This is a genomic window from Alphaproteobacteria bacterium, assembly GCA_035625915.1.
In the GTDB taxonomy this organism is placed as follows: Bacteria; Pseudomonadota; Alphaproteobacteria; order JACZXZ01; family JACZXZ01; genus DATDHA01.
The window spans coordinates 1-21,522 of record DASPOR010000118.1 but is presented as its reverse complement, the minus strand read 5'-3'; the positions used below and the strand labels follow the sequence as shown (position 1 = coordinate 21,522).

General features: G+C 62.8%; 18 protein-coding genes and 1 pseudogene. 11 read left to right on the top strand and 8 right to left on the bottom strand.

Translation table 11 applies throughout. The features are described 5' to 3' along the window. Positions 1–5 precede the first annotated feature (5 nt). The 6 genes from VEJ16_09695 to VEJ16_09670 all read left to right on the top strand — a co-directional run bounded on the left by VEJ16_09695 (position 6) and on the right by VEJ16_09670 (position 6,756). Entirely contained in the window at positions 6–1,748 is a 1,743-nt protein-coding gene (locus tag VEJ16_09695) for a hydantoinase B/oxoprolinase family protein (protein ID HYB09932.1), read from the top strand. Positions 1,749–2,178: 430 nt separating this feature from the next. Further along, positions 2,179–3,420 (top strand): ABC transporter substrate-binding protein, encoded by a 1,242-nt coding sequence (locus VEJ16_09690; protein ID HYB09931.1) that lies wholly within the window; start codon positions 2,179–2,181, stop codon positions 3,418–3,420. A 21-nt stretch (positions 3,421–3,441) separates the two neighbouring features. Then, positions 3,442–4,299 carry a branched-chain amino acid ABC transporter permease gene (locus VEJ16_09685; protein ID HYB09930.1) on the top strand — a complete coding sequence of 286 codons (858 nt, stop codon included), beginning with the start codon at positions 3,442–3,444 and terminating at the stop codon, positions 4,297–4,299. Then, positions 4,300–5,301 carry a branched-chain amino acid ABC transporter permease gene (locus VEJ16_09680; protein HYB09929.1) on the top strand — a complete coding sequence of 334 codons (1,002 nt, stop codon included), beginning with the start codon at positions 4,300–4,302 and terminating at the stop codon, positions 5,299–5,301. Next, on the top strand, positions 5,291–6,034 hold the full coding sequence (locus VEJ16_09675) for an ABC transporter ATP-binding protein (protein HYB09928.1): 744 nt from the start codon (positions 5,291–5,293) through the stop codon (positions 6,032–6,034). Before VEJ16_09680 ends, VEJ16_09675 begins: the two co-directional genes overlap by 11 nt. After that, complete coding sequence (locus tag VEJ16_09670) at positions 6,031–6,756, top strand: ABC transporter ATP-binding protein (protein ID HYB09927.1); 726 nt, start codon at positions 6,031–6,033, stop codon at positions 6,754–6,756. The genes VEJ16_09675 and VEJ16_09670 overlap by 4 nt, the downstream gene beginning before the upstream one ends. Before the next feature lie 9 nt (positions 6,757–6,765). On the opposite strand, the gene VEJ16_09665 is transcribed toward VEJ16_09670, so the two are convergent. The 3 genes and pseudogenes from VEJ16_09665 to VEJ16_09655 form a co-directional block, all read right to left on the bottom strand. Next, positions 6,766–7,701: a 3-keto-5-aminohexanoate cleavage protein gene (locus tag VEJ16_09665; protein HYB09926.1), complete on the bottom strand. Its 936-nt coding sequence runs from the start codon at positions 7,699–7,701 to the stop codon at positions 6,766–6,768. A gap of 144 nt (positions 7,702–7,845) precedes the next feature. Continuing rightward, positions 7,846–7,953: pseudogene (locus VEJ16_09660) on the bottom strand (3-hydroxyacyl-CoA dehydrogenase NAD-binding domain-containing protein). 5 nt (positions 7,954–7,958) lie between these two features. Then, complete coding sequence (locus VEJ16_09655; GenBank protein HYB09925.1) at positions 7,959–8,735, bottom strand: SDR family oxidoreductase; 777 nt, start codon at positions 8,733–8,735, stop codon at positions 7,959–7,961. A gap of 184 nt (positions 8,736–8,919) precedes the next feature. On the opposite strand from VEJ16_09655, the gene hemC reads away from it, so the two are divergent. After that, complete coding sequence (gene hemC, locus VEJ16_09650; protein ID HYB09924.1) at positions 8,920–9,858, top strand: hydroxymethylbilane synthase; 939 nt, start codon at positions 8,920–8,922, stop codon at positions 9,856–9,858. 19 nt (positions 9,859–9,877) lie between these two features. Here the strand turns inward: hemC and VEJ16_09645 are convergent, their stop codons facing one another. Genes VEJ16_09645 through VEJ16_09630 form a run of 4 tightly spaced genes read right to left on the bottom strand, consistent with a single transcriptional unit; the run spans position 9,878 to position 15,010 of the window. Further along, a complete protein-coding gene (locus VEJ16_09645; GenBank protein HYB09923.1) occupies positions 9,878–10,486 on the bottom strand; it encodes a sarcosine oxidase subunit gamma family protein in 609 nt (202 codons plus the stop codon). After that, entirely contained in the window at positions 10,479–13,469 is a 2,991-nt protein-coding gene (locus VEJ16_09640; GenBank protein ID HYB09922.1) for a sarcosine oxidase subunit alpha family protein, read from the bottom strand. Before VEJ16_09640 ends, VEJ16_09645 begins: the two co-directional genes overlap by 8 nt. Continuing rightward, positions 13,466–13,741 carry a sarcosine oxidase subunit delta gene (locus VEJ16_09635; GenBank protein HYB09921.1) on the bottom strand — a complete coding sequence of 92 codons (276 nt, stop codon included), beginning with the start codon at positions 13,739–13,741 and terminating at the stop codon, positions 13,466–13,468. The genes VEJ16_09640 and VEJ16_09635 overlap by 4 nt, the downstream gene beginning before the upstream one ends. A 12-nt stretch (positions 13,742–13,753) precedes the next feature. After that, the gene (locus VEJ16_09630) at positions 13,754–15,010 is read right to left on the bottom strand and encodes a sarcosine oxidase subunit beta family protein (protein HYB09920.1); all 1,257 of its coding nucleotides are present in this window, start codon (positions 15,008–15,010) and stop codon (positions 13,754–13,756) included. A 241-nt stretch (positions 15,011–15,251) separates the two neighbouring features. On the opposite strand from VEJ16_09630, the gene VEJ16_09625 reads away from it, so the two are divergent. From VEJ16_09625 to VEJ16_09610, 4 genes are all read left to right on the top strand, one after another. After that, positions 15,252–15,758: a heme-binding protein gene (locus VEJ16_09625; GenBank protein ID HYB09919.1), complete on the top strand. Its 507-nt coding sequence runs from the start codon at positions 15,252–15,254 to the stop codon at positions 15,756–15,758. Positions 15,759–16,018: 260 nt separating this feature from the next. Continuing rightward, complete coding sequence (locus tag VEJ16_09620) at positions 16,019–17,041, top strand: TRAP transporter substrate-binding protein (GenBank protein ID HYB09918.1); 1,023 nt, start codon at positions 16,019–16,021, stop codon at positions 17,039–17,041. A gap of 76 nt (positions 17,042–17,117) precedes the next feature. After that, complete coding sequence (locus tag VEJ16_09615; protein HYB09917.1) at positions 17,118–18,971, top strand: TRAP transporter large permease subunit; 1,854 nt, start codon at positions 17,118–17,120, stop codon at positions 18,969–18,971. 201 nt (positions 18,972–19,172) lie between these two features. After that, positions 19,173–20,219 carry a glycosyltransferase family 1 protein gene (locus VEJ16_09610; GenBank protein ID HYB09916.1) on the top strand — a complete coding sequence of 349 codons (1,047 nt, stop codon included), beginning with the start codon at positions 19,173–19,175 and terminating at the stop codon, positions 20,217–20,219. On the opposite strand, the gene VEJ16_09605 is transcribed toward VEJ16_09610, so the two are convergent. Continuing rightward, on the bottom strand, positions 20,198–21,522 hold a 1,325-nt coding region (locus VEJ16_09605), incomplete at its 5' end, for a hypothetical protein (protein ID HYB09915.1). The two genes, VEJ16_09610 and VEJ16_09605, sit on opposite strands and share 22 nt — an antisense overlap.

Genomic DNA, 21,522 nt, shown 5'->3' with positions numbered 1-21,522 from the left:
TTTCCATGGTCGCGAAATCCAATACCGCACTCTCGCAAATCCACATGCAGATCATGTGGAGCCGGCTCATCGCGGTCGTCGAGGAGCAGGCGCAAACGCTGATGCGCACGGCCTTCTCGACATCCGTGCGCGAGGCAGGCGATCTTTCCGCAGGCGTCTTCGACCGCCAGGGCCGCATGCTCGCGCAGGCCATCACCGGCACGCCGGGCCATGTCAACTCGATGGCCACCGGCGTCAAGCATTTCCTCGACGTCTATCCGATCGACAAGATGCAGCCGGGCGATCATTACATCACCAACGATCCCTGGCTCACCTCGGGACATCTCCACGACATCACGGTCGTAACGCCTGCCTTCAAGAATGGCCGGCCGATCGCGCTCTTCGCCAATACCATTCACGTCGTCGATATCGGCGGCCTTGGGATGGGCCCCGATGGGCGCCAGGTCTACGAGGAGGGTTTGGCGATCCCGATCATGCCCCTCGCGAAGGAAGGCCGATTCAACGAGGACCTCCTTCGCATCGTCCGCGCCAACGTGCGGGAGCCGTTCCAGGTCGAGGGCGACATCTTCGCTTGCGCGGCATGCAACGAGGACGGCGCACGGCGTCTCGTCGAGATGATGAACGAATTCGAGCTTGCCGACGTCGAAACGCTTGGCGACCAGATCATCGAGGCATCGCGGCAGGCGACCCTCAATGCGATCCGCAATCTGAAGCCCGGTGTTTATCGAAACAGTCTGACGATGGACGGCTACGACAAGCCGCTGACCCTCGCCGCCGCCATGACGATCGGTTACGACGGGATTCATGTCGACTACGAAGGAACTTCACTCGCGAGCTCTTACGGTATCAATGTCGTGCTCAATTACACGACGGCTTACACGGCCTTCGGCGTGCGGTGCCTCGTCGCACCCGACGTGCCGAATAATGCGGGCTCGCTCGGAACGATCACCGTCTCCGCACCCGAGGGATCGGTGCTCAATGTCAAGCGTCCGTGGGCGGTGGCAGCACGCCACACGGTCGGCCATATGTTGCCCGACGTGATGTTCGGGTGCCTCCATCAAGTGATCAAGGGTGGTGTTCCCGCTGAAGGGGCCTCGTCGCTCTGGAATCCGCAAATCTATGGCGGTGGCTCTATGGTCGACCAAATCGACGACGGCGTCGATCCCTCGACTTTGCCCCAGTTTTCAACAGTGATCTTCCACTGTGGCGGATCGGGCGCGCGGCCGGCCAAGGACGGCCTTAACGTTACCGCCTTCCCAAGCGGGGTGCGTACGATTCCCGTTGAGGCGACGGAGACCGTTGCACCCATCGTGTTCTGGCGGCGAGAGTTCCGCGAAGGGTCCGGCGGGGCCGGTGCTCACCGCGGCGGGCTCGGCCAGGTTATCGAGCTCGGTGGTGCGGGCGGCATGCCCATTAGTCTGCTGTGCAATTTCGAGCGCGTGCGGAATCCCGCGCGCGGTCGAGATGGCGGCAAACAGGGCGCTTCCGGTTCGGTCAGTCTTGCTTCGGGCCGGCCCATCCGTCCCAAGGGTCGACAGACCGTGCCCAGTCGCGACCGTATCCGGCTCGAGCTTCCAGGCGGGGGCGGCTTTGGCGCACCCGAAAAGCGAAACCCAGAGCATGTCGCCGAGGACGTCGCCGATGGCCTCATTGATCGCAAAACAGCCGAGAGCGTTTACCGCGTAGCACTTACCGACGAAGGAAGGGTCGACCCGAGGCGCACGGCTGCACTTCGCGCTGGCGGTTAAATTAGGGCTCTCGTTCAGGCCCCCAATTCCTATTTGGGTCGTCTTACCGGCCGAACGCCGAGGGCCGGCCATCCACGTCTTTCAGCGATTGGGCAAAAGCACGTGGATGCCCGGGTCAAGTGTTCAGCCCGGGCATGACAATGGGAGAGGTTCGGGGCTGTCCGATTTAGATTTTGGCGGACCGGGCTCTGCGCAAGACAAACCATAACCGTCATGCCCGGGCTTGACCCGGGCATCCACACGAATGGAGAAGTCCGGAATCGTTTGTCAGACGCAACGCACAATCGTGCTTTGAATCCGAAATTCGCTCACGACCTCGCCCCCAGATGTGGCGAACACGTTTGCCAAGGCCCAGGCCCGAAGGCATCATAGTTCGTGGGCTGATACCGCAGTCGTCGGGCCTGGACGAGTGCGAATGCGGGGGAAAAACATGAAGAAGCTAATGATAGCAGCCCTTCTCCTGGCGGGAATGGGGGTCGCCACGGTTTCAACCGCACAGGATGCGGTCAAGGTCGGCGTCCTCATGCCGCTCAGCGGAAACTCCGCGAGTGCCGGTCAATCCGCCAAGGCGGCGATCGAGCTTGCCGCCGAGATCGTCAACAATCCGCACCCCGAATTGACGAACCTTCCGCTCGCCGCCACCGCCGGCCTACCGAACTTGGGTGGCGCCAAAATCCAACTCGTTGTCGCCGATCACCAGGGCAACCCGTCTGAAGGTCAGAATCAGGCGCTCCGACTGATCACCCAGGAGCATGTCGTGGCACTCATCGGGAGTTACCAGTCGAACGTGAGCTTCACGGCAACCGCGGTCGCAGAGCGCTATGGCGTCCCATTCGTCGTTGGCGACTCGGTCGCGGCGAACATCACCGGCCGCGGATTCAAGTGGGTTTTCCGAACGACCCCTGTGGCGACCGACTTTGCCAACGTCTACATGGATTTCCTGGACGAGCTCAAGAAGGCCGGCCACCCGGCAGGCAACATCGCCGTCGTGTACGAGAATACCGACTACGGCACGTCCGTCGCCGGAACGGTGCGTGATGCCGCGAAGCGGCACGGCGTCAATATCGTCGCCGACATCGCTTATAACGCGAACGGTGCCGACGTCTCGCCCCAGGTGCTTCAGCTCAAGGAGAAGAACCCGGATGCCGTGATCTTCATCAGCTATACCGCCGATTCGATTCTTTACATGAAGACAATGAAGAGTCTCGACTACTTGCCCAAGCTGGTCATTGGGGACGATTCTGGATTCTCCGATCCTGCATTCATTAAGGCTGTAGGCAATATCGCGCAAGGGGCGATCAACCGAAGTGCGTGGGATATCGGCCCGAAGGATAGCACGACGCAGCGCATCAACGACATGTTCAAAGCCAAGACAGGTCATGACATGGACGATACGAGTGCGCGCGACATGCAAGCGGCGTTCGTATTGTTCGATGCGATTAATCGTGCGGGCTCGACCGATCCCACGGCGATTCAAAATGCGCTGCGGGCAACGGACCTCAAGGCCGATCAGCTCATGATGGGCTATCGCGGGGTGAAGTTCGACGACACTGGACAGAATACGCTCGCGGCGACCTATTTGATCCAGCTCTTCGGCGAAAATTACGTGGCCGTGTGGCCGGGAAAGTCGGCGCAGCGTCAATTCGAATATCCCTTCAAGGGCTGGAACTAGAACGGCCCGGATGACAGCGTCTTGATCCTCCTTCAAGTGATCGTCGGCGGCCTTTTGATTGGGGCCGTCTATGCGCTCTTCTCATCGGGACTCACCCTCGTCTGGGGCATGATGAACGTGATCAACTTCGCCCACGGCGAGTTCGTCATGCTCGGCATGTATGTCGCGTTTTGGGCCTTCACGCTTGTCGGTGCCGGTCCGCTGAGTTTCACCGCACTCGCAGCCATACTCCTCTTCATTCTCGGCATCGTCGTGTACATGGCTCTGATCCGGCATGTCATCCGAGGACCGATGCTCGCGCAGATTCTTGCAACCTTCGGACTTCTGCTCCTGCTTCGCTATGCGGCGTTCTGGGCATTCAGCGCGAATTTCGTGACACTTCCCGAAGGGTTGGTCGGACCCGGCTTCAATCTCGGCGGAATCCTTCTCAGCGCGCCCAAGCTTCTCGCCGGTATCGTCGCACTCGCACTGACGATCGGCATGCACGTACTTCTGACGCGTACAGCGGTCGGCAGTCAGATCCTGGCGGTCGCCGAAGATCGCGATGCGGCCATGCTGATGGGAATCCGCCCAGACCGCATGCAAGCGATTGCATGGGGACTCGCAGGCGCCTCCGCGGGAATCGCGGGCGCTTTGATCGCCACGTTCTTTCCGATTTCGCCGACAGTCGGCGAGTCCCTCGCACTGATCGCCTTTGTCGTCGTGACCCTCGGCGGGTTCGGAAGCGTGCCGGGTGCGATGATTGCCGGTCTCGTCATCGGACTCATTGAATCCTTGTCCGCGTATTATTTTGGCCCCGTCTATCAGGACGTGTTCGTTTATGGGCTTTTCGTCGTTGTCTTATGGGTGCGGCCTCATGGCCTCATGGGGAAGGCCTAGATGTTTCGGGGCCGGGCAATCGGGTGGTCGGCGCTGACGATCGCGCTGCTCGGATTCCCGCTTGTCTTCACCGGTGCGTATTACGAGCAGCTTGCGGCATTGGTCATCCTCTCGGCGATTGCGGCCTCTGCGTGGAACCTGATTGGCGGCTATGCGGGGCAGGTCTCGGTCGGGCATGCCGTTTTCTTTGGCGCCGGAGCCTATATGCCGCTTCTGTTTTATAAGCTTTGGGGGGTAAGCCCGATTCTGGGCTTTCCCGCGGGCATTGCAGTCGGCGTAATTATCGCGGTGGGAATCGGCGTGCCCACATTCAGGCTATCCGGACATTATTTCAGCATGGCAACCATCGCAGTCGCCGAACTGATCCGCATCCTCGTCGGCAACTGGGACTTCCTTGGGGCCTCGATCGGGCTCATGGGACCGCCCACGGCGCGTGGGTGGTGGGACCTCGTGTTTCGAAGCTCGGTTCCTTATTACTATATTTTCCTGAGCGTGCTCGCGATTCTCCTCGCCATCACGCGGTGGATGGAACGGAGCCGTTTCGGCTATTACCTCCGCGCGATCCGCGCCAATGAGCGCGCGGCCCGAAGCCTGGGCGTGCCGGTCAGCCGCTACAAGCTCTTAGCACTTATGGTAAGTGCCGGCTTCACATCCCTCGCGGGTTCGCTTTATGCGGCGAAGTTCGGCTTCGTCGATCCGAACAGCGGGCTGGCGATCCTCGTCTCGGTCAATATGGTGATCATGGCGGCCCTCGGCGGCGCCGGGCGCCTGCTCGGCCCGCTTTTGGGCGCCACAATCCTGGTGCCTCTGCAGACCACAATGAACTCGATATTCGGCGGCGGAGGGACGGGCCTGACCTATGTGTTTTATGGCGGCATCATCCTCCTGATCGCACGGTTCGAACCGGGGGGCCTCATTCAGATGTCGGAGCGTATCAGGGCACGCGTTCGGGCTCGCGCGGCAGGGGCCGAAGCCGATGCGGGAGGCGCCCATGCTGCTTGAGGCCAACGACATCACGATGGCATTCGACGGCTTCCTCGCCGTCTCGGGTGCTACATTCGAGGTGGCGGAGGGCGAAATCGTCGGGTTGATCGGGCCGAACGGCGCCGGGAAATCGACCTTCTTCAATTGCCTGGCCGGCGACCTTACACCGACCGCCGGCCGTGTAACCTTCGATACGGTCGATGTGACGAGGGCAACGCCCGAGATGCATGCGCGGAGCGGAATCGCGCGCACGTTTCAAGTCCCCGCGACGTTCGCGGACCTGACCGTTCTCGAAAACGTGATGGTCGGTGCTTTTTTGCGTCATTCGAATGCGGCGATTGCCCGCCGGGCAGCACGGCAAGTCCTCGAATTAACCGGCCTCGCCGATAAGGCCGAGCGGCGCGCGGGCAATCTCGGAACACCAGGCCGCAAGCGCCTCGAGCTCGCACGCGCGATGGCGACGGAACCGCGTCTTATTCTGCTCGACGAAGCGCTCGCCGGCCTCAATCCAACGGAGATCCAGCGGGCAATCGAGCTCGTGCGCGCCATTCACCGCACCGGCGTGACGCTTGTCATCGTTGAGCACATCATGGATGTGATTCTGACGCTCGCGAATCGCGTCGTGGTCTTCAACCAAGGCCACGTGATCGCACAAGGCGCCCCCAGAGACGTCGTCAACGACCCGGTGGTGATCGACGCCTATCTCGGTCATTCGCACGCGCGCCGAAGCCGAGAAGGGGGTATCGTTTGACCGCACCTCCAGTGGACTTTCTCAAGGTCGAGCATCTCGAGGTCCGCTATGGGGATTTGGTAGGGGTGGCTGACGTATCGCTCGAAGTGAGATCGGGCACGATCGTAGCGCTTCTCGGCTCGAACGGTGCGGGCAAAACCACGACGCTCAACGCGATCGCGGGCCTCGTGGCGGCCACAAGGGGCAAGATCGAGTGGCGCGGGGAAAGTATTGCGGGCGAGCCTGCTTTCGCCATCGTGCGCAAGAGAATGGCGCTCTCGCCGGAAGGTTGGCGGCTTTTCACCGCGCAGACGGTCGAACAGAATCTGAGGCTCGGGACGACCTCGCTTCAAGACAAGCGCCGCGGTCCTGCCATTCTCGAGCGTGTCTACGAGCTCTTCCCTCGCCTCAAGGAGCGCCGCAAGCAGCGTGCCGGAACGCTTTCGGGCGGCGAGCGGCAGATGCTGGCCCTTGGGCGCGCACTTATGAGCGAGCCGAGTATCCTACTGCTGGACGAACCGAGCCTCGGTCTCGCCCCGGCGATCGTCGAGACGCTCTACGAGACGCTCGACCGCCTGCACGACGGCGGGTTGACGCTGCTGCTTGCCGAGCAATCGATCCATCTGGCGCTCGAGGTCGCGGACTACGGTTATGTCCTGCAAACCGGACGTACGGTGCTTGAAGGCCCGGCGAGCCAGCTTGCCAATGATCCGCAAGTGCGGCGCATCTATCTCGGCTTGTGAGCGCTCACCTCAAAACGCGACCTGATCCCCACCCTTGAGCGCCAGCATACGCCGCGCTTCGTCGGGTGTCGCCACTTCGAGGGAAAGTTCCTCAACGATGCGTTTGATCTTTGCAACCTGGTCCGCGTTGCTCTCGGCTAGCTTGCCTTTGCCGATGTAAAGGCTGTCCTCGAGCCCGACGCGTACATTGCCGCCCATGATGGCGCCGATGGTGATGAAATTCATCTGGTGACGGCCCGCGGCTAGGATCGACCAGTGATAGGCATTTCCGAACAGCTTGTCGGCGATGCGGCGCATGTGCATGAGATTCTCGGGATCGGCCCCGATGCCGCCGAGGATGCCGAAGATCGTCTGCACGAAGAGTGGCGGTTTGACCAGCCCGCGATCGAGAAAATGCGCGAGAGTGTAAAGATGGCCGATGTCGTAGCACTCGAACTCGAAGCGCGTGCCGCATCCCTCGCCCAAATCCTTTAGAATGTGCTCGATATCCTTGAATGTATTGCGGAATATAGAGTCACGCGACGCCTCGAGATGATGCGGCTCCCATTCGTACTTCCATTCCTTGTAGCGATTGAGCATCGGATAAAGCCCGAAGTTCATCGAGCCCATGTTGAGCGAGCACATTTCCGGCTTGGCCCTGAGCGGTGCTGCGAGGCGCTCCTGCAGGGTCATGCCTTGGCCGCCGCCGGTCGTGATGTTCACGACGGCGTTCGACTGCTGCTTGATGCGGGGAAGGAATTGCATGAATACATCCGGGCTCGGCGTCGGCCGACCGTTCTTCGGATCGCGCGCGTGGAGATGCAGAATCGCCGCCCCCGCTTCCGCCGCGGCGATGGCGTCGCGCGCCACTTCGTCCGGCGTGATCGGTAGATGCGGCGACATTGTCGGTGTGTGAATCGAGCCCGTGACGGCGCAGGTGATGATGACTTTGCGGCTCGCGGCCATTTCGTGTCCTCCTCTTTAAGCGAAAGCTATCGATCGATTTCGTCTCGCGCGCGCTTGTGGGCGATCAGGGCGGCCAGACGCCGATCCCGCCAGGCGGCACGCGCCTTGAGGCGATCTGTAGGCAAGGCCAGCCGGGGTATTGCCGTCCCAGATTGCAACCGAATGCCCCGCGCGCGCGAACACGATTGCCCACGATCTGCCGATGAGACCCGCCCCGACGATGCCAATCCGGCCCCTGGACTCCTTCGACATCGACTTCAGCTCAGGCATGTCAGATGGCCGTCGACGGAGAGCGGTTGTCCGGAAATGCGTTGACCCGCCGGTGAGATGAGGAAAAGCACCATGTTCGCGATATCCTGGGCGCTGACCATGCATTTCATCGAAACATTGTCCAGCATGCGCTTGCGCATTTCGTCTTCAGTGATGTCGAGGGAAGCGGCTTTCGCCTCGATCACCCGATCGATTCGCTCCCCCTCGACGACGCCAGGCAAAATCGCGTTGACCCGTATGTTGGACGGCCCCAGCTCGATCGCGAGCGATTGCGTAAATCCGATAATGGCCCATTTCGATGCCGCATATGGCGTTCGAAGGGGAAAGCCGAACTTGCCCGCGGCCGACGAAATATTGACGATCGAGCCGCCGCCCGCCTGCTTGAGGAGAGGCACGGCCTTGCGTGTGCAGTAAAACTGGCCATTGATATTGACAGCCAGGGTCCGATCCCAATCGGCCGGTTCAACCTCCTCTACGTGTCCGGTCGGTCCGGCGATGCCGGCGTTGTTCACGAGAAGGTCGAGACCGCCGAAAGCCCGCGCCACGTTCTCGAAGAGGCGATCGACCTGAGCGAGGTTCGAGACGTCCGCTTGGCTGGTTCCGGCCGCGGGATTAGCTTCGGAGAAGCTGGCGAGCGCCTTTGCCGACACATCGCAGACATAAACCTTGGCACCCGCCGCAATCAGGGTCTCGGCGATCGCGCGGCCGATTCCCGCAGCCCCGGCGGTAACGACGGCGCGTAGCCCGCTCGCCTGAAGCTCCATCGTTTTCCTCCCCGCGAGGCCGGCCCTTCCTCGGCCAGCCATTATGGTTCGCCGCAGATGAGCTTTCCCCGAATCCGTGCACGACGCAACAGGCATCCCGTCGGCCGGAACGGGGGCCAAGTACCACTTGATCCCCAACGAAAACTCCACGATCAATGAGCCCTCGATTGACGCAAGAGAGTCCATGAGCAGTCCAATCCTTCGAATCGGCACCAGGGGCAGCCAAATGGCGCTCCGTCAAGCGCACGAGGTGCGCGATAGGCTTGCCGCAGCCCACAAGCGGCTCGCCGAACCACACGCTGTCGAGATCGTACCGATCAAGACGACCGGCGACAAAATTCAGGACCGATCCCTTGCGGAAATCGGCGGCAAAGGTCTTTTCGTCAAGGAGATCGACGAAGCGCTATTCGAGCGACGCATCGACTTGGCGGTTCATTCGGTGAAGGACATCCCGACTTGGCTGCCCGATGGTCTGGCTCTCGCCTGCTTCCTTGAGCGAGGCGACCCGCGCGACGCGTTTGTTTCGTTCAATGCCGCCGATTTCGGCGACTTGCCCGCGAACGCGACAATCGGCACCAGTTCGCTTCGCCGTCAGGCGCAGGTCCTCAACCGCTGGCCCAACCTGAAAGTACGACCCATACGCGGCAATGCCGACACCCGCATCCGCAAGGTTGCGGAAGGGCAGTTCGACGCAACACTCCTTGGTTTCGCCGGACTGCGGCGCATCGGGCGCGAGGATGCCGCACGCAGGCTGCTAACCCCCGAGGAGATGCTGCCCGCAGCGGGGCAAGGCGCCATTGGCGTCGAAATCCGTGCTGGAGACGATGGAGCGCACGCATGGCTTGAACCCATCAATCACGCCGAAACCGCGTCGCGCATCGCCGCCGAGCGCGCTTTGCTCGATGAGCTTCAAGGATCCTGCCGCACGCCGATCGCGGGCCTCGCGGAGATCGACTCGACTGGAATGCTGACCCTTCGCGCCCTCGTCGCCCTGCCGGACGGCAGCGTGCTCCATCGGGCGACCCAAACGGGTCCGCGCGCTGACGCCATCGACATCGGCAAAGCGGCAGGCAGGGCGCTCAAGGCGCTTGGCGGCACGGCGTTCTTCGACGCGATCCGGTAGCCGGGAACGTGCGACCCGCTCATGCGACGATGCGGCAGCCGAATTCGAGCGCGCCGTCGACGAGATGATTCCAGAGCGAAAATGCAAACCCACGATAGACGAAGAGATCGACCGTGGGGGCATCATCGAGGGCGTGAAGTAGAACGCCGATCTTCTCGTAGTTGCTTTGCAGCGCCGCACCGGCACGGAACGTGCGGGGATGAAAATCAAGCCCGCACCCCTTGCCGAGGAGATCGCGCACACGCTGACCGGTCAAACGAATTACGGTGCGCGAATGCCCGAGACCGGTTATCGCAGCCCCGACGCCATCGAGGGCGCGCGCGAGGGCCACTTCAAGATCGGCCTCATCCGGTCCGACGATCCAAAACCGCCCCGGCCCCGTCCAAAGGGCCGCATGTTCTCCGGAGACGGTCGCGCGGTTTGGCTCGCGCGGCAATTTAAGATCGAGTGTGGCGCTGACGCGGGCTGCCACCGCGTCGAATTGGTGAGGTTCGACCGCGACCTGAATAATGGCAAGGCTGCTGCGCAAGGCGAGCGTGACCCCGGGCCCGGAACTCGGCACGGTTCCGAAATTGCCGGGTTTCACGACATCGACAAGGGCAGACCGGCGCGCGGGAAGTTCAGCCACGAAGACGTCTCCCTTCGGGATCGACAAAGACCGCATCGCTCACGCGGACCGGCACCACCTCTCCGCGCAATGGATAACTGGCGTAAAGAGTCTCGCCCTTGCGCTCCATGCCGCGCTCGACAAGACCAAGGGCGATCGGATGGCCGAGTGTCGGGCTTGTCGCGGCCGACGTCACATGCCCGACGGCCGGCCCCTTCCCACCCTCGGACTCGACGATTTGCGCGCCGGCGCGGATCCGCGTTTTTCCGTCGACGGGTACGAGCCCCGCGAGCCGCATCCGGTTCGGATCCTGCAATGCGGGACGTTGAAGAAGGACGCGGCCGATAAAGTCCTTCTTGGTACTGACCAGATGGCCGAGACCGAGATCGTAGGGCGTGGTTTGGCCGTTGAGTTCGGGCCCGGCCACGTGGCCCTTCTCGACCCGCAACGTTCCCATCGCCTCAGTGCCGTAGGCGATGATGTTCTCGGCGCGTCCGGTTTCCATCGCCAACTGCCACACGGCACGGCCCCAATCGGCGGGCACGTTGATTTCGTAAGCGAGCTCGCCCGAAAAGCTGATACGGAACACGCGGGCCGGAATGCCTGCGATGCGGCAGTCCACCACACCCATATAAGGAAGCGCTCCATCGCCCACGTCGATGTCGACAAGCTTCGCCAGTACGGCACGGCTTCGTGGACCGGCAAGCGCCATGGCCGCCCATTCCTCGGTAACCGACGTCACGTGGACCCTGAGCTCCGGCCATACGACCTGGAGATAATATTCGAGATGGCTCAGGGCCTTTGCCGCGTTCGCGGTGGTCGTGGTCATGAAATAGCGGTGCTCGCCCACGCGCGAGGTGGTGCCGTCATCGAACACCATTCCGTCCTCGCGCAGCATCAGGCCGTAACGGGCCTTGCCGATGGGCAGCGTGCTCCAACCGTTGACATAAACTCGGTTCAGAAATGCGGCGGTATCGGGGCCTTGCACGTCGATCTTGCCGAGCGTGCCGACATCGACGAGACCGACCGCCTCGCGGACGTGCCGCGCCTCGCGTGCGGAGGCCGCCCGCATATCCTCGCCCGCGCGAGGATAATAGCGCGGGCGGAGCCATAACCCGGCGTCGACGAAAGCCGCACCCTGCTCCTCGTGCCAATCGTGCATGGGCGTGCGCCGGGTCGCGGCAAAGTGCTTGCCGGTTTCGCGTCCGACCATGACGCCGAACGTCACCGGCGTATAGGGCGGACGGAACGTCGTCACGCCAACGGCCGGTATCGCCTCTCCGCGTAGCTCGGCCATGATGGCCAAGCCATTCACGTTGGACGTCTTGCCCTGATCCGTACCCATGCCGAGTGTCGTGTAGCGCTTGAGATGCTCGACCGAGCGATAACCCTCGCGCGCCGCGAGCCCAACGTCTTCGACCGTGACATCGTCCTGGATATCGACAAAGCGCTTTCCCTTCGCACCGTCGTGCGAGCCGACGACCCAGATCGGGCGGATTTCTGCCTCGCGTTCCTCGTCCGCCCGCGGCGAAGGCGGTGCAGCGCCGGTGCCGAACCCAGTGTCGCGGGCAGCATAAGCGCCTGCTTCGAAGCCGTCCGCGAGGCAAGCGGCAAGGCCGAAGACTCCGCGTGCAGCGCCCACCGAGCGGGTTGCCTGCTTGGGCGCATCCGGTACGAAAGTGGCGATCGGCTCCCGATAGGCAATCTTGCCGCCCGACTGGCTGTGGAGGTGGACGCTCGGGCTCCATCCGCCCGACACGCCGAGCAGGTCGCAGGCAATGTCACGCGCCTGGCCGGTCGGCGCACCACCGCCGTCGAGTGCGCGCACATCGACGCCGGCAATTCGCCGCCCGCCGTTTGCGGCGACCACGGCATGGCCGGCGAGAACCTCGATCCCCTTGGCGCGCACGCGAGCGATCAAGGGTCCGCTTGCGTCCGCTCGCGCGTCAACCACGGCGGCGAGCGCAACGCCCGCGTCCGCAAGATCGAGCGCACTGCGATAGGCGTCGTCGTGATTCGTGAAGATGACGGCACTACGTCCCGCACGAACCGCGAATTGATTGGCGTAGGCGCGCGCCGCGTTTGCCAGCATAATGCCGGGCTTATCGTTGCCGGAGAATACGAGGGGACGCTCGACAGCGCCGCTCGCGATAATGACTTGCCCCGCGCGGACGAACCACAGCCGGCCGCGCGGTTGGTAGGGTGGCGGCTCCAAGAGGTGGTCACACACCCGCTCGGCAAGGGCCACGAGGTTGTGATCGTAATAGCCGAACGCGGTGGTCCGCAAAAGGGCCGTGACCTCCGGGAGCGATTGCAATTCGGCAATGGTGCGGCCAACCCAATCGAGGGCTGGTTTCCCATCGATTGTCATCCGCTCGCGTTTGAGCTGTCCGCCCCATGCGGCGGTCTCGTCGGCGAGGAGCACCCGTGCGCCCGCGCGCCCCGCGGCAAGTCCGGCCGCAAGTCCCGCCGCACCACCGCCCACGACCAGCACGTCGCAATGAAAGTGGCGCTTCTCGTAACGATCCGGATCGGGCTCACGCGCCGTTATGCCGAGGCCCGCCGCCTTGCGGATGTATTTTTCGTAGAACGGCCATCGGTCCGGGGGCCACATGAAGGTTTTGTAGTAAAAGCCCGCAGGAAAGATTGGCGACAGCAGATTGGCCACCGCGCCGGCATCGAATCCAAGGCTCGGCCAACGGTTCTGGCTTTCCGCGACAAGGCCGTCGAAAAGCTCAACCATTGTCGCGCGGCTATTGGGCTCGGCGCGCGCACCTCTACCGAGCCGCACAAGAGCGTTCGGCTCCTCGGGCCCCGCCGTATAGACGCCGCGCGGGCGATGATACTTGAAGCTGCGCCCGACGAGTTGCACGCCGTTCGCCAAGAGGGCCGAGGCCAGCGTGTCGCCCGGATGACCTTCATAGGGCCTACCGTCGAAGGTGAAGGCGATGCTGCGCCCACGATCGATGAGGCCGCCCTGGCCATTGCGGAACGGTTGGCTCATGACTTCCGATCGTCCAAAGGCGACCTGGCCGGGGAACATCCGGAAATCTCATGGGTCAAGGTGTCGCGCACGACCCGAATCCACTGGCGGCAGCCCGACGTGTGCTGCCAGAGTTCCGTGTGGCGGCCACGCGGATTATCCCGCAGGTAGACGTAGTCGTGCCATGCCTCCAATGGCGCGGTGCTTGCCGGGCGCAAAAGCGTGCCATCGCCGCCGTAGGTGAATTCCGTTTGGTCGCGCTTGCCGCACCAGGGGCATTCAATCAGCAGCATGCCAGCGTGTCCTCAATGGGCATTGGGGGTGGGGCCAGCGCCCCTCTCGTCGATCGTGGCGCCGCGCGCGAACCGCTCGAGCGAGAAGGCTTCGCAGAGGGGGTGGGGCCGATCCTGCGCGATCGTGTGGGCAAAGACCCAGCCCGAGCCGGGTGTCGCCTTGAAGCCGCCATAGCACCATCCGCCGTCGAGATAGAGGCCGCCGACCGGGAGCGGCCCGATGATCGGGCTGCCGTCCATCGTCATATCCATCACCCCACCCCAATGCCGCATCATCCTTAGCCGGGTCATGATCGGGAAAAGCTGTGCCCCGCCTGCGGCCACTTCCTCGAGTGCCGGCAAGTTCCCGCGCTGGGCGTAGCTGTTGTACATGTCGAGATCGCCACCCATGACCAGCTCACCCTTGTCGGATTGGCTGACATAGAAATGACCGGCACCGAAGGTGACGACCGTGTCGAGCATCGGCTTGAGCGGCTCCGACACCATCGCTTGAAGGAGGTGGGATTCAATCGGCAGGCGAATGCCCGCCATCGCCGCAACATGGCCGCTGTGCCCGGCCACGGCAATGCCGATCTTGTCAGCCTTGATACGCCCCCGCGAGGTCTCGACCGCAACGATGTGTCCGCCCTCGCGCTCGATGCCGGTGACCTCGCAATTCTGGATGATATCGACGCCGCGGGCGTCGGCGGCGCGCGCATATCCCCAGGCGACTGCGTCATGGCGCGCCGTACCCCCGCGCGGCTGAAAGAGGCCGCCGGCCACCGGAAAGCGCGCGCGCTCAGAACAATCGAGCAGCGGGACCAAATCGCGCACCTGTTCGCGGGTCAGAAGCTCGGCGTCGATGCCGTGAAGCCGCATGGCGTTGCCGCGGCGCGCATAGCTGTCGAGCTGGGAGTCCGAGTGGGCGAGATTGAGCACTCCGCGTTGGCTGAACATCACGTTGTAATTGAGGTCGGCGCTGAGACCTTCCCACAGTTTGAGCGACCATTCGTAGAAATGGGCGTTGGCGGGGAGAAGATAGTTTGAGCGCACGATGGTGGTATTTCGCCCGGTATTGCCTCCGCCGAGCCAGCCCTTCTCCAGCACCGCCACCTTGGTGACGCCGTGTTCCTTGGCCAGATAATAGGCCGTCGCCAAGCCGTGTCCTCCACCGCCGATGATGACGACATCGTAGGCGGGCTTCGGCTCCGGATCGCGCCAAGCGCGAGGCCAGTCGCGGTGCCCCGTCAGCGCATGCCGAGCCAAGCTGAAAATCGAATATTTTTGCACGGTGCCAGAGGCCAGACGGCCACCCTCAGCGATATTCTCAGGTCGCGTACTTTAGCGATTTCGTTTTGAAGGGCCAGTGCGATTTTTCCCGTAAGCGTCCCAAGGCCGGCTTGCGTCCTGGCCGGTCGCTCAACAAGATTTGACCGCCGCGTGGATGGCGCCAGGTTGGCGAACCTGACACAATCCGGCCGCTCGGGAACGCGCCTTCTCGGCCGCACCCGTCGTCAGAGGAGGAAATCGGATGTCACGTGCTCGTTCGCTTGTTTGCTTTGTCCTTGCGGCGCTTTTGCTCGCCCTTCCCACTGCCTCAGCACTCGCACAAGGTGTCATTACCGAGAAAGCGCTCTCGCTTGATCTGGCGCAAGCGATTGCGCAAGGGGCCCTCGAAAAATGCCGCGCGGACGGCAACCATGTCAGCATCGCGGTCCTTGACCGCGAAGGTCTCGACAAGGTCGTCATTCGCGACGAGGGAAGCGGCCCCCACACCCTTTCGACCGCCCGGCGCAAGGCATTTACCTCGGTGACATTCAAGCGAACCTCGGCCGAATGGGCCACCCGCGTCCTGACCACCCCCGAGGTGGCTGGACTAAAGGATACCGCCGGCACGATTGCGCTCGGCGGCGGGGTCCCGATCAAGGCCGGCAACGAGGTCATCGGCGCCATTGGCGTTTCGGGCTCGCCGGGCGCGGAAAAGGACGAAGCCTGCGCCAATGCCGGGATCGAGAAGGTCGCCGCACAGCTCAAGTAGACTTTCGAGCAGCCCCCCTTGATTGCAGCACTGATTGCAGCACTCGGCCGGACGCATAACGTCGACATCCCTGGCACGATCCCGCGCCACCTCGCGGTGCGCTGCAAGCGCATTCCAGCCGCGCCAGTACCGGTCGCTCGGGCGCGGGCGTACGGCATAATTACGCAATATAATCGGGAAGTCTTTCGCCGCCGCCCTTTTCCGTGCCATATCGGAGCGGGTGGGGCGGTGGGCGGTAGGAATATCGAGAGGGAGGCCAAATGACGGGCAAGATCGGTCGGCGAAGGCTTTTGCGCGCGGCGGCGGCAACGGGCGGCATCGCGGCATTCGGGATTCTCAGGCACCGCGCCAGCGCCGCCGAATTCACATATAAACTCGCCGACAACAACGTCGAGACGCATCCGATGAACGTGCGGCTGCGGGAAGCCGTGACGAAAATTCGGGAGGAGACGAGCGGGCGGATCGAAATCCAGCTCTTCCCCAACAATCAGCTCGGCGGCGACACGGATATGTTGTCCCAGGTCCGCACCGGCGCTCTGGAGTTTTTCATCCTCTCCGGCCTTATCCTTTCCACGCTCGTGCCAGTCGCGTCGATCAACGGAATCGGTTTTGCATTCAAGAGCTACGACCAGGTGTGGCCCGCAATGGACGGCGCACTCGGCGCTCACGTGCGCGCGGCGATTGCGAAATCCGGCCTCTTTGCCTTCGAGAATATGTGGGACAACGGCTATCGCCAAATCACCTCGAGCACGCACCCAATCGCAACACCCGAGGACCTCAAGGGTTTCAAGATCAGGGTGCCAGTAAGTCCGCTCTGGACCTCGATGTTCAAGGCGTTTGGCGCATCGCCCACCAGCATGAATTTCGCCGAAGTCTATTCAGCACTCCAGACCAAGGTTGTAGAAGGTCAGGAAAACCCCCTCACGCTCATCAGCTTGAACCGATTCTACGAGGTGCAAAGGTACGTCTCCGTCACGAACCACATGTGGGACGGATTTTGGTTCCTCGCCAACGCGAGGGCGTGGACGGCACTTCCGCAGAATCTACGGGAGATCGTCGAGCACAACTTGAACGCGGCGGCACTTCTCGAGCGCGGGGACGTGCGCGCCCTCAACGATTCGCTGCAGGACGAGCTCGTCCAAAAGGGCATGGCCTTCAATAACCCCGATGCCCAGCTCTTCCGGGACGCGCTTCGCAAGGCCGGGTTCTACGCCGAGTGGAAGGACAAATACGGCGCCGAGGCCTGGGGTGTCCTCGAGGCGTCCGTCGGCCAGCTTGCGTGATGGCGCCCGTGACGATCGGGCGGGCGCCATGACCGACGGCACCGCCCCTGTGGAATCCGCCGCGATCGCTTCCGAAATGCAGGCGGTCGGAGCCGAGGTGCGGGTCGGGGCTCGGTTCCCCCGCTTCGACGCCGTCATGGGTTGGCTGACCGAGGTGCCCGCAGCGATCTTGGTCGTGGTTGAGATCGCCGTACTCTTCGCCGGTGTGGTTTCCCGCTACGTCTTCAACCGCCCGCTCACTTGGTCCGACGGCCTAGCCTCGATCCTCTTCCTTTGGCTTGCCATGATCGGCGCCGTGATTGCACTTCGGCGCCGGGAGCACATGCGGCTGACGGCAGTCGTCGGCTTCGCGGGCGCCTCGTGGCGACGATGGTGGGACAGTTTTGCCGCGGTCGCGGTAGCCCTCTTCCTTTTGCAGATTCTGCCGCCTTCCATCGAATATTTCCTGTTTCAATGGGACATCACGGCCCCACCGCTTGAGATCCGCGACGGTTATCGGGTGGCTGCGATCGGCGTGAGCATTCTGCTTATGCTCGTGATCGCCGTTTCGCGTTTGGTCGAACGTTCCACGCTGCGATATACGGTTGGCGCGCTTGTCTTGCTGTCGGCGGCCGGGGCGGGGCTTTGGCTCCTCAAGCCCGTGCTGATCTCGCTCGGCAATCTCAATCTCGTGTTGTTTTTCGTCATCGGCGTTGCGGCATGCGTCGCGGCGGGCGTGCCCATCGCATTCGCATTCGGGCTCGCGACGTTTTCCTATCTCGCACTCACGACCCATGTTCCGCTTTTGACTGTGGTCGGTCGGATGGACGAGGGCATGACCACGTTCGTGCTGCTGTCGGTACCGCTTTTCGTCTTCCTCGGCCTGCTCATCGAGATCACGGGGCTTGCCAAGGTGCTCGTCGATTTTCTCGCCTCGCTCCTAGGGCATGTCCGAGGCGGCCTCGCCTATGTGCTGCTCGGGGCGATGTATCTCGTCTCGGGAATATCCGGCTCGAAGGCGGCCGACATGGCGGCCGTCGCACCCGTCCTCTTTCCGGAGATGAGGCGGCGCGGGGCCGAACCCGGGGAGCTTGTGGCCCTCCTTTCCTCGTCTGGCGCCATGGCCGAAACGATCCCGCCGAGCCTCGTCCTCATCACGATCGGCTCGGTGACCGGCGTTTCCATCTCGGCACTCTTTACGGGCGGCCTGATCCCGGCCCTCGTCGCGGCGGCGGCCCTCGTCGTGGTGTGCTATTTCCGCTCGAGGGGCGAGGACATTACCCACGTGCGTAAGGCACGTGCGCGAGAAGTACTGCGCGCTTTCGTGGTCTCGCTGCCGGCCTTGGTGCTGCCGTTCCTGATCCGGGCGGCTGTCGTCAAAGGGGCGGCGACTGCGACGGAGGTCTCGACCGTCGGCGTCATCTACACGGCGGTCGTCGGCATTTTCGTCTATCGCCAGTTCCCGTTGCGCAGGATCTATCCGCTCCTCGTGGAAACCGCGTCGCTTTCGGGCGCGATCCTTCTCATCATCGGCACCGCGACCGCGATGGCCTGGGCGCTAACGCAATCCGGCTTCTCGCGTCAGCTCGTCACGACGATGGCAAGTGTGCCGGGCGGGCATGCGGGATTCCTCGCGATCACAGTCGTCGCCTTCGTGATCCTCGGAAGCGTGCTCGAAGGCATTCCGGCGATCGTGCTGTTCGGCCCGCTTCTTTTTCCCGTCGCGCGCGCGGTTGGCGTTCATGAGGTGCACTACGCGATGGTGGTCATCCTCGCCATGGGAATCGGCCTCTTCGCACCACCCTTCGGGGTCGGGTTCTACGCCGCCTGCGCCATCGGCCGAGTCTCGCCCGACGACAGCATGCGGCGCGTTTGGCCCTATCTCGCGGCCCTTATCGTGGCCTTGATCGTCGTCGCCGCCGTGCCGTGGCTTTCGACCGGATTTCTCTGAGTAGCGATGCCGCATCGTTTTCGCGCCGTCATCAATCCGTCACGGACTCCCTGTATCAACCGCTCAACAATTCGCGGTCGATGGGTGGACCGCATCCATATATTGCGGGTCGAGCTTCGAATGACAGACATCGAACGATCGACAGGGCGGCGCTTGGAGCATGTCGATGCGCACCCTCCAGGTATCACGGCCTGACGCGGGATGAAGATCCTGCTCGTCACCGATGCCTGGCCGCCCCAGGTGAATGGCGTGGTCCGGACGCTCAAGGAAACGATCCGGCATCTCGAGGCGTTCGGCCACCGGACGGCAGTGATCTCACCCGACGGCTTCCGCTGCATTCCATGCCCGAGCTATCCGGAAATCCCGCTCGCGATCTTTCCCCAACGCGAAGTCAACCGTCGCATCGACGCCGCCGCGGCCGATGCCGTCCACATCGTGACCGAGGGGCCGCTCGGCAATGCCGCACGAAGCTACTGCCTGAAGCACGGCCTTTCCTTCACGACCGCCTACCACACGGCTTTTCCCGAGTATCTCGAGGCGCGTGTGCCCTATACGCTCGAAATCGGTTACGGCTTCATGCGCCGGTTCCATGCGCCCTCGCGCGCGGTCATGGTGCCGACTGAAACGATGAAGGAGCGTTTGGCAAGCCGCGGCTTTGCCAATCTCATGCCATGGTCGCGCGGGGTCGACGGCGAACTCTTCCGCCCGCGATCGAAGAATTTCCTTCACGACCGCCGGCCGATTTATCTCTATGCAGGGCGGGTCGCCGTCGAAAAGAACATCGATGCCTTCTTGCGCCTCGATCTGCCCGGCACGAAATACGTCGTGGGTGCGGGGCCGCAGCTCAAGAAGCTCAAGGACCGATATCCCAACGCGCGCTATACGGGCTATGTCGACGACGACACGCTGGCCGCGTTCTATGCGGCAGCGGACGTCTTCGTCTTCCCGAGCCTTTCCGACACCTTCGGCTTGGTCCTGCTCGAAGCCCTCGCGTCGGGGCTTCCGGTCGCATCCTATCCGATCACGGGACCGCTCGACGTGGTCGGACCGAACGGTCCCGGCTGCATGCGCGAAAATCTCGCCGAAGCGATCGAGGGCGCCTTGACATTGAACGCCGACGAATGCCGCGCCCACGCGCTCTCCTTTTCCTGGCCGGACGCAACACGGCAGTTTCTTGCCAATATCACGCTCCCGGATGCGGCACAGGCCGCGCCGGGCGATCTACTTCAGCGAAGGACCGGCCGGTAGAAGTGCTGGTTGCGAAGCTCGGGTGCGTCGTTGGCGCGCGCACTTTCGCAGCTCTCTTGGTAATTCTTCTCTGCCGTCGAGCTGTTGAGGACGGGCAGGACGGATTGGAGCTCGGCGCACGAGATCGCGTCGTCGCTACCCCCACCGCCGGAATATCCCCGCTCAAGCACATTGTCCGCCTTCGTGGCCGCCTCGATCTCAATTCCTTGAAGCTCGGTCGCGGGGTTTTGCAGATCGAGGAAGACCTTCCGGCTCAAGGTCGAAAAGCTGTCGGGCACGATATCGAAGCTGCTCGCCTGGATCATGAAGCCGTCGGGCTTGCTAGCACCTTGGCCGTAGAGAATGCCGAAGGCGACCGGGAACGAATTCTGTCCGAAGATCAAATCGTCGGATTGGGTGAGGACGGACGTGTCCTCGAAGCTTGGCGGAAGCGTGAAAGGCGCCGTCATCGCCGTGGCGGGTGTTTCGACCGAGGGCGGCGGGGCGTTCATGGTCGAGTCCTTGAAGAATATGGTGAAGGGCGAGCTTCCGAAGGCGATCGAGGGCGAAAACCAAGTATCGAATATGGCAACTTTTGGTTGTGATGCCAAAGCAATGCCGTTGAGCGTCAGGCTGCCGTCGATTTGATTTTGACTGCTGCGCGCCGTGAAAATGCCGATCCCGTCCCCGGACACGGTTGAGATGCTCGCCACCCCGTTCACGATGAATTGCCCGGACCCGATATTCGGGCTCGACGGCGCCTGATTGTCCGCGACTAATGTCACCTGTCCGCCCGACGCGATGGTTGCACCCATGAGCGTCAGGTCGTCATCCGCCTTGGCAATCACGCTGCCAGTCGCGTTGACGGCTCCGTTCAGCAGGATATTGCCGTGCGCGGATGCATCGAGCGTCACATCGCCCCCACCGTGGGTCGTGAGGTCGGTTGCACTCAGATTCCCACCACCGGCGACTTCGACGGTCAAATTTCCGGAAACATCGGTCGCCGCATTGCCGAGCGCCAAGTTGCCGCCCGTCTGCGCAATTGTAATGTCACCCGCCATCGTCTCGACATTCGAGAACGTCGCCGTCGCACCACTCGCCAAGGAATTGGCGATATCGATCCCCCCAACACCCATGTTCACGGCACTCACATGCCGAGCCGAGATATCGAATGCAGCACCGCTGGTGCCGATCCCCACCCCCGATGAGAGTGCAAGTGCGCTCGCGCTCACGAAGCCGCCGGGCGTTTCCGCAATCGACCCGTCGGCGGCGATGGCGACCGTGCCCGCATTCGGATCGGCCGATATGGCCGCACCCACGGATA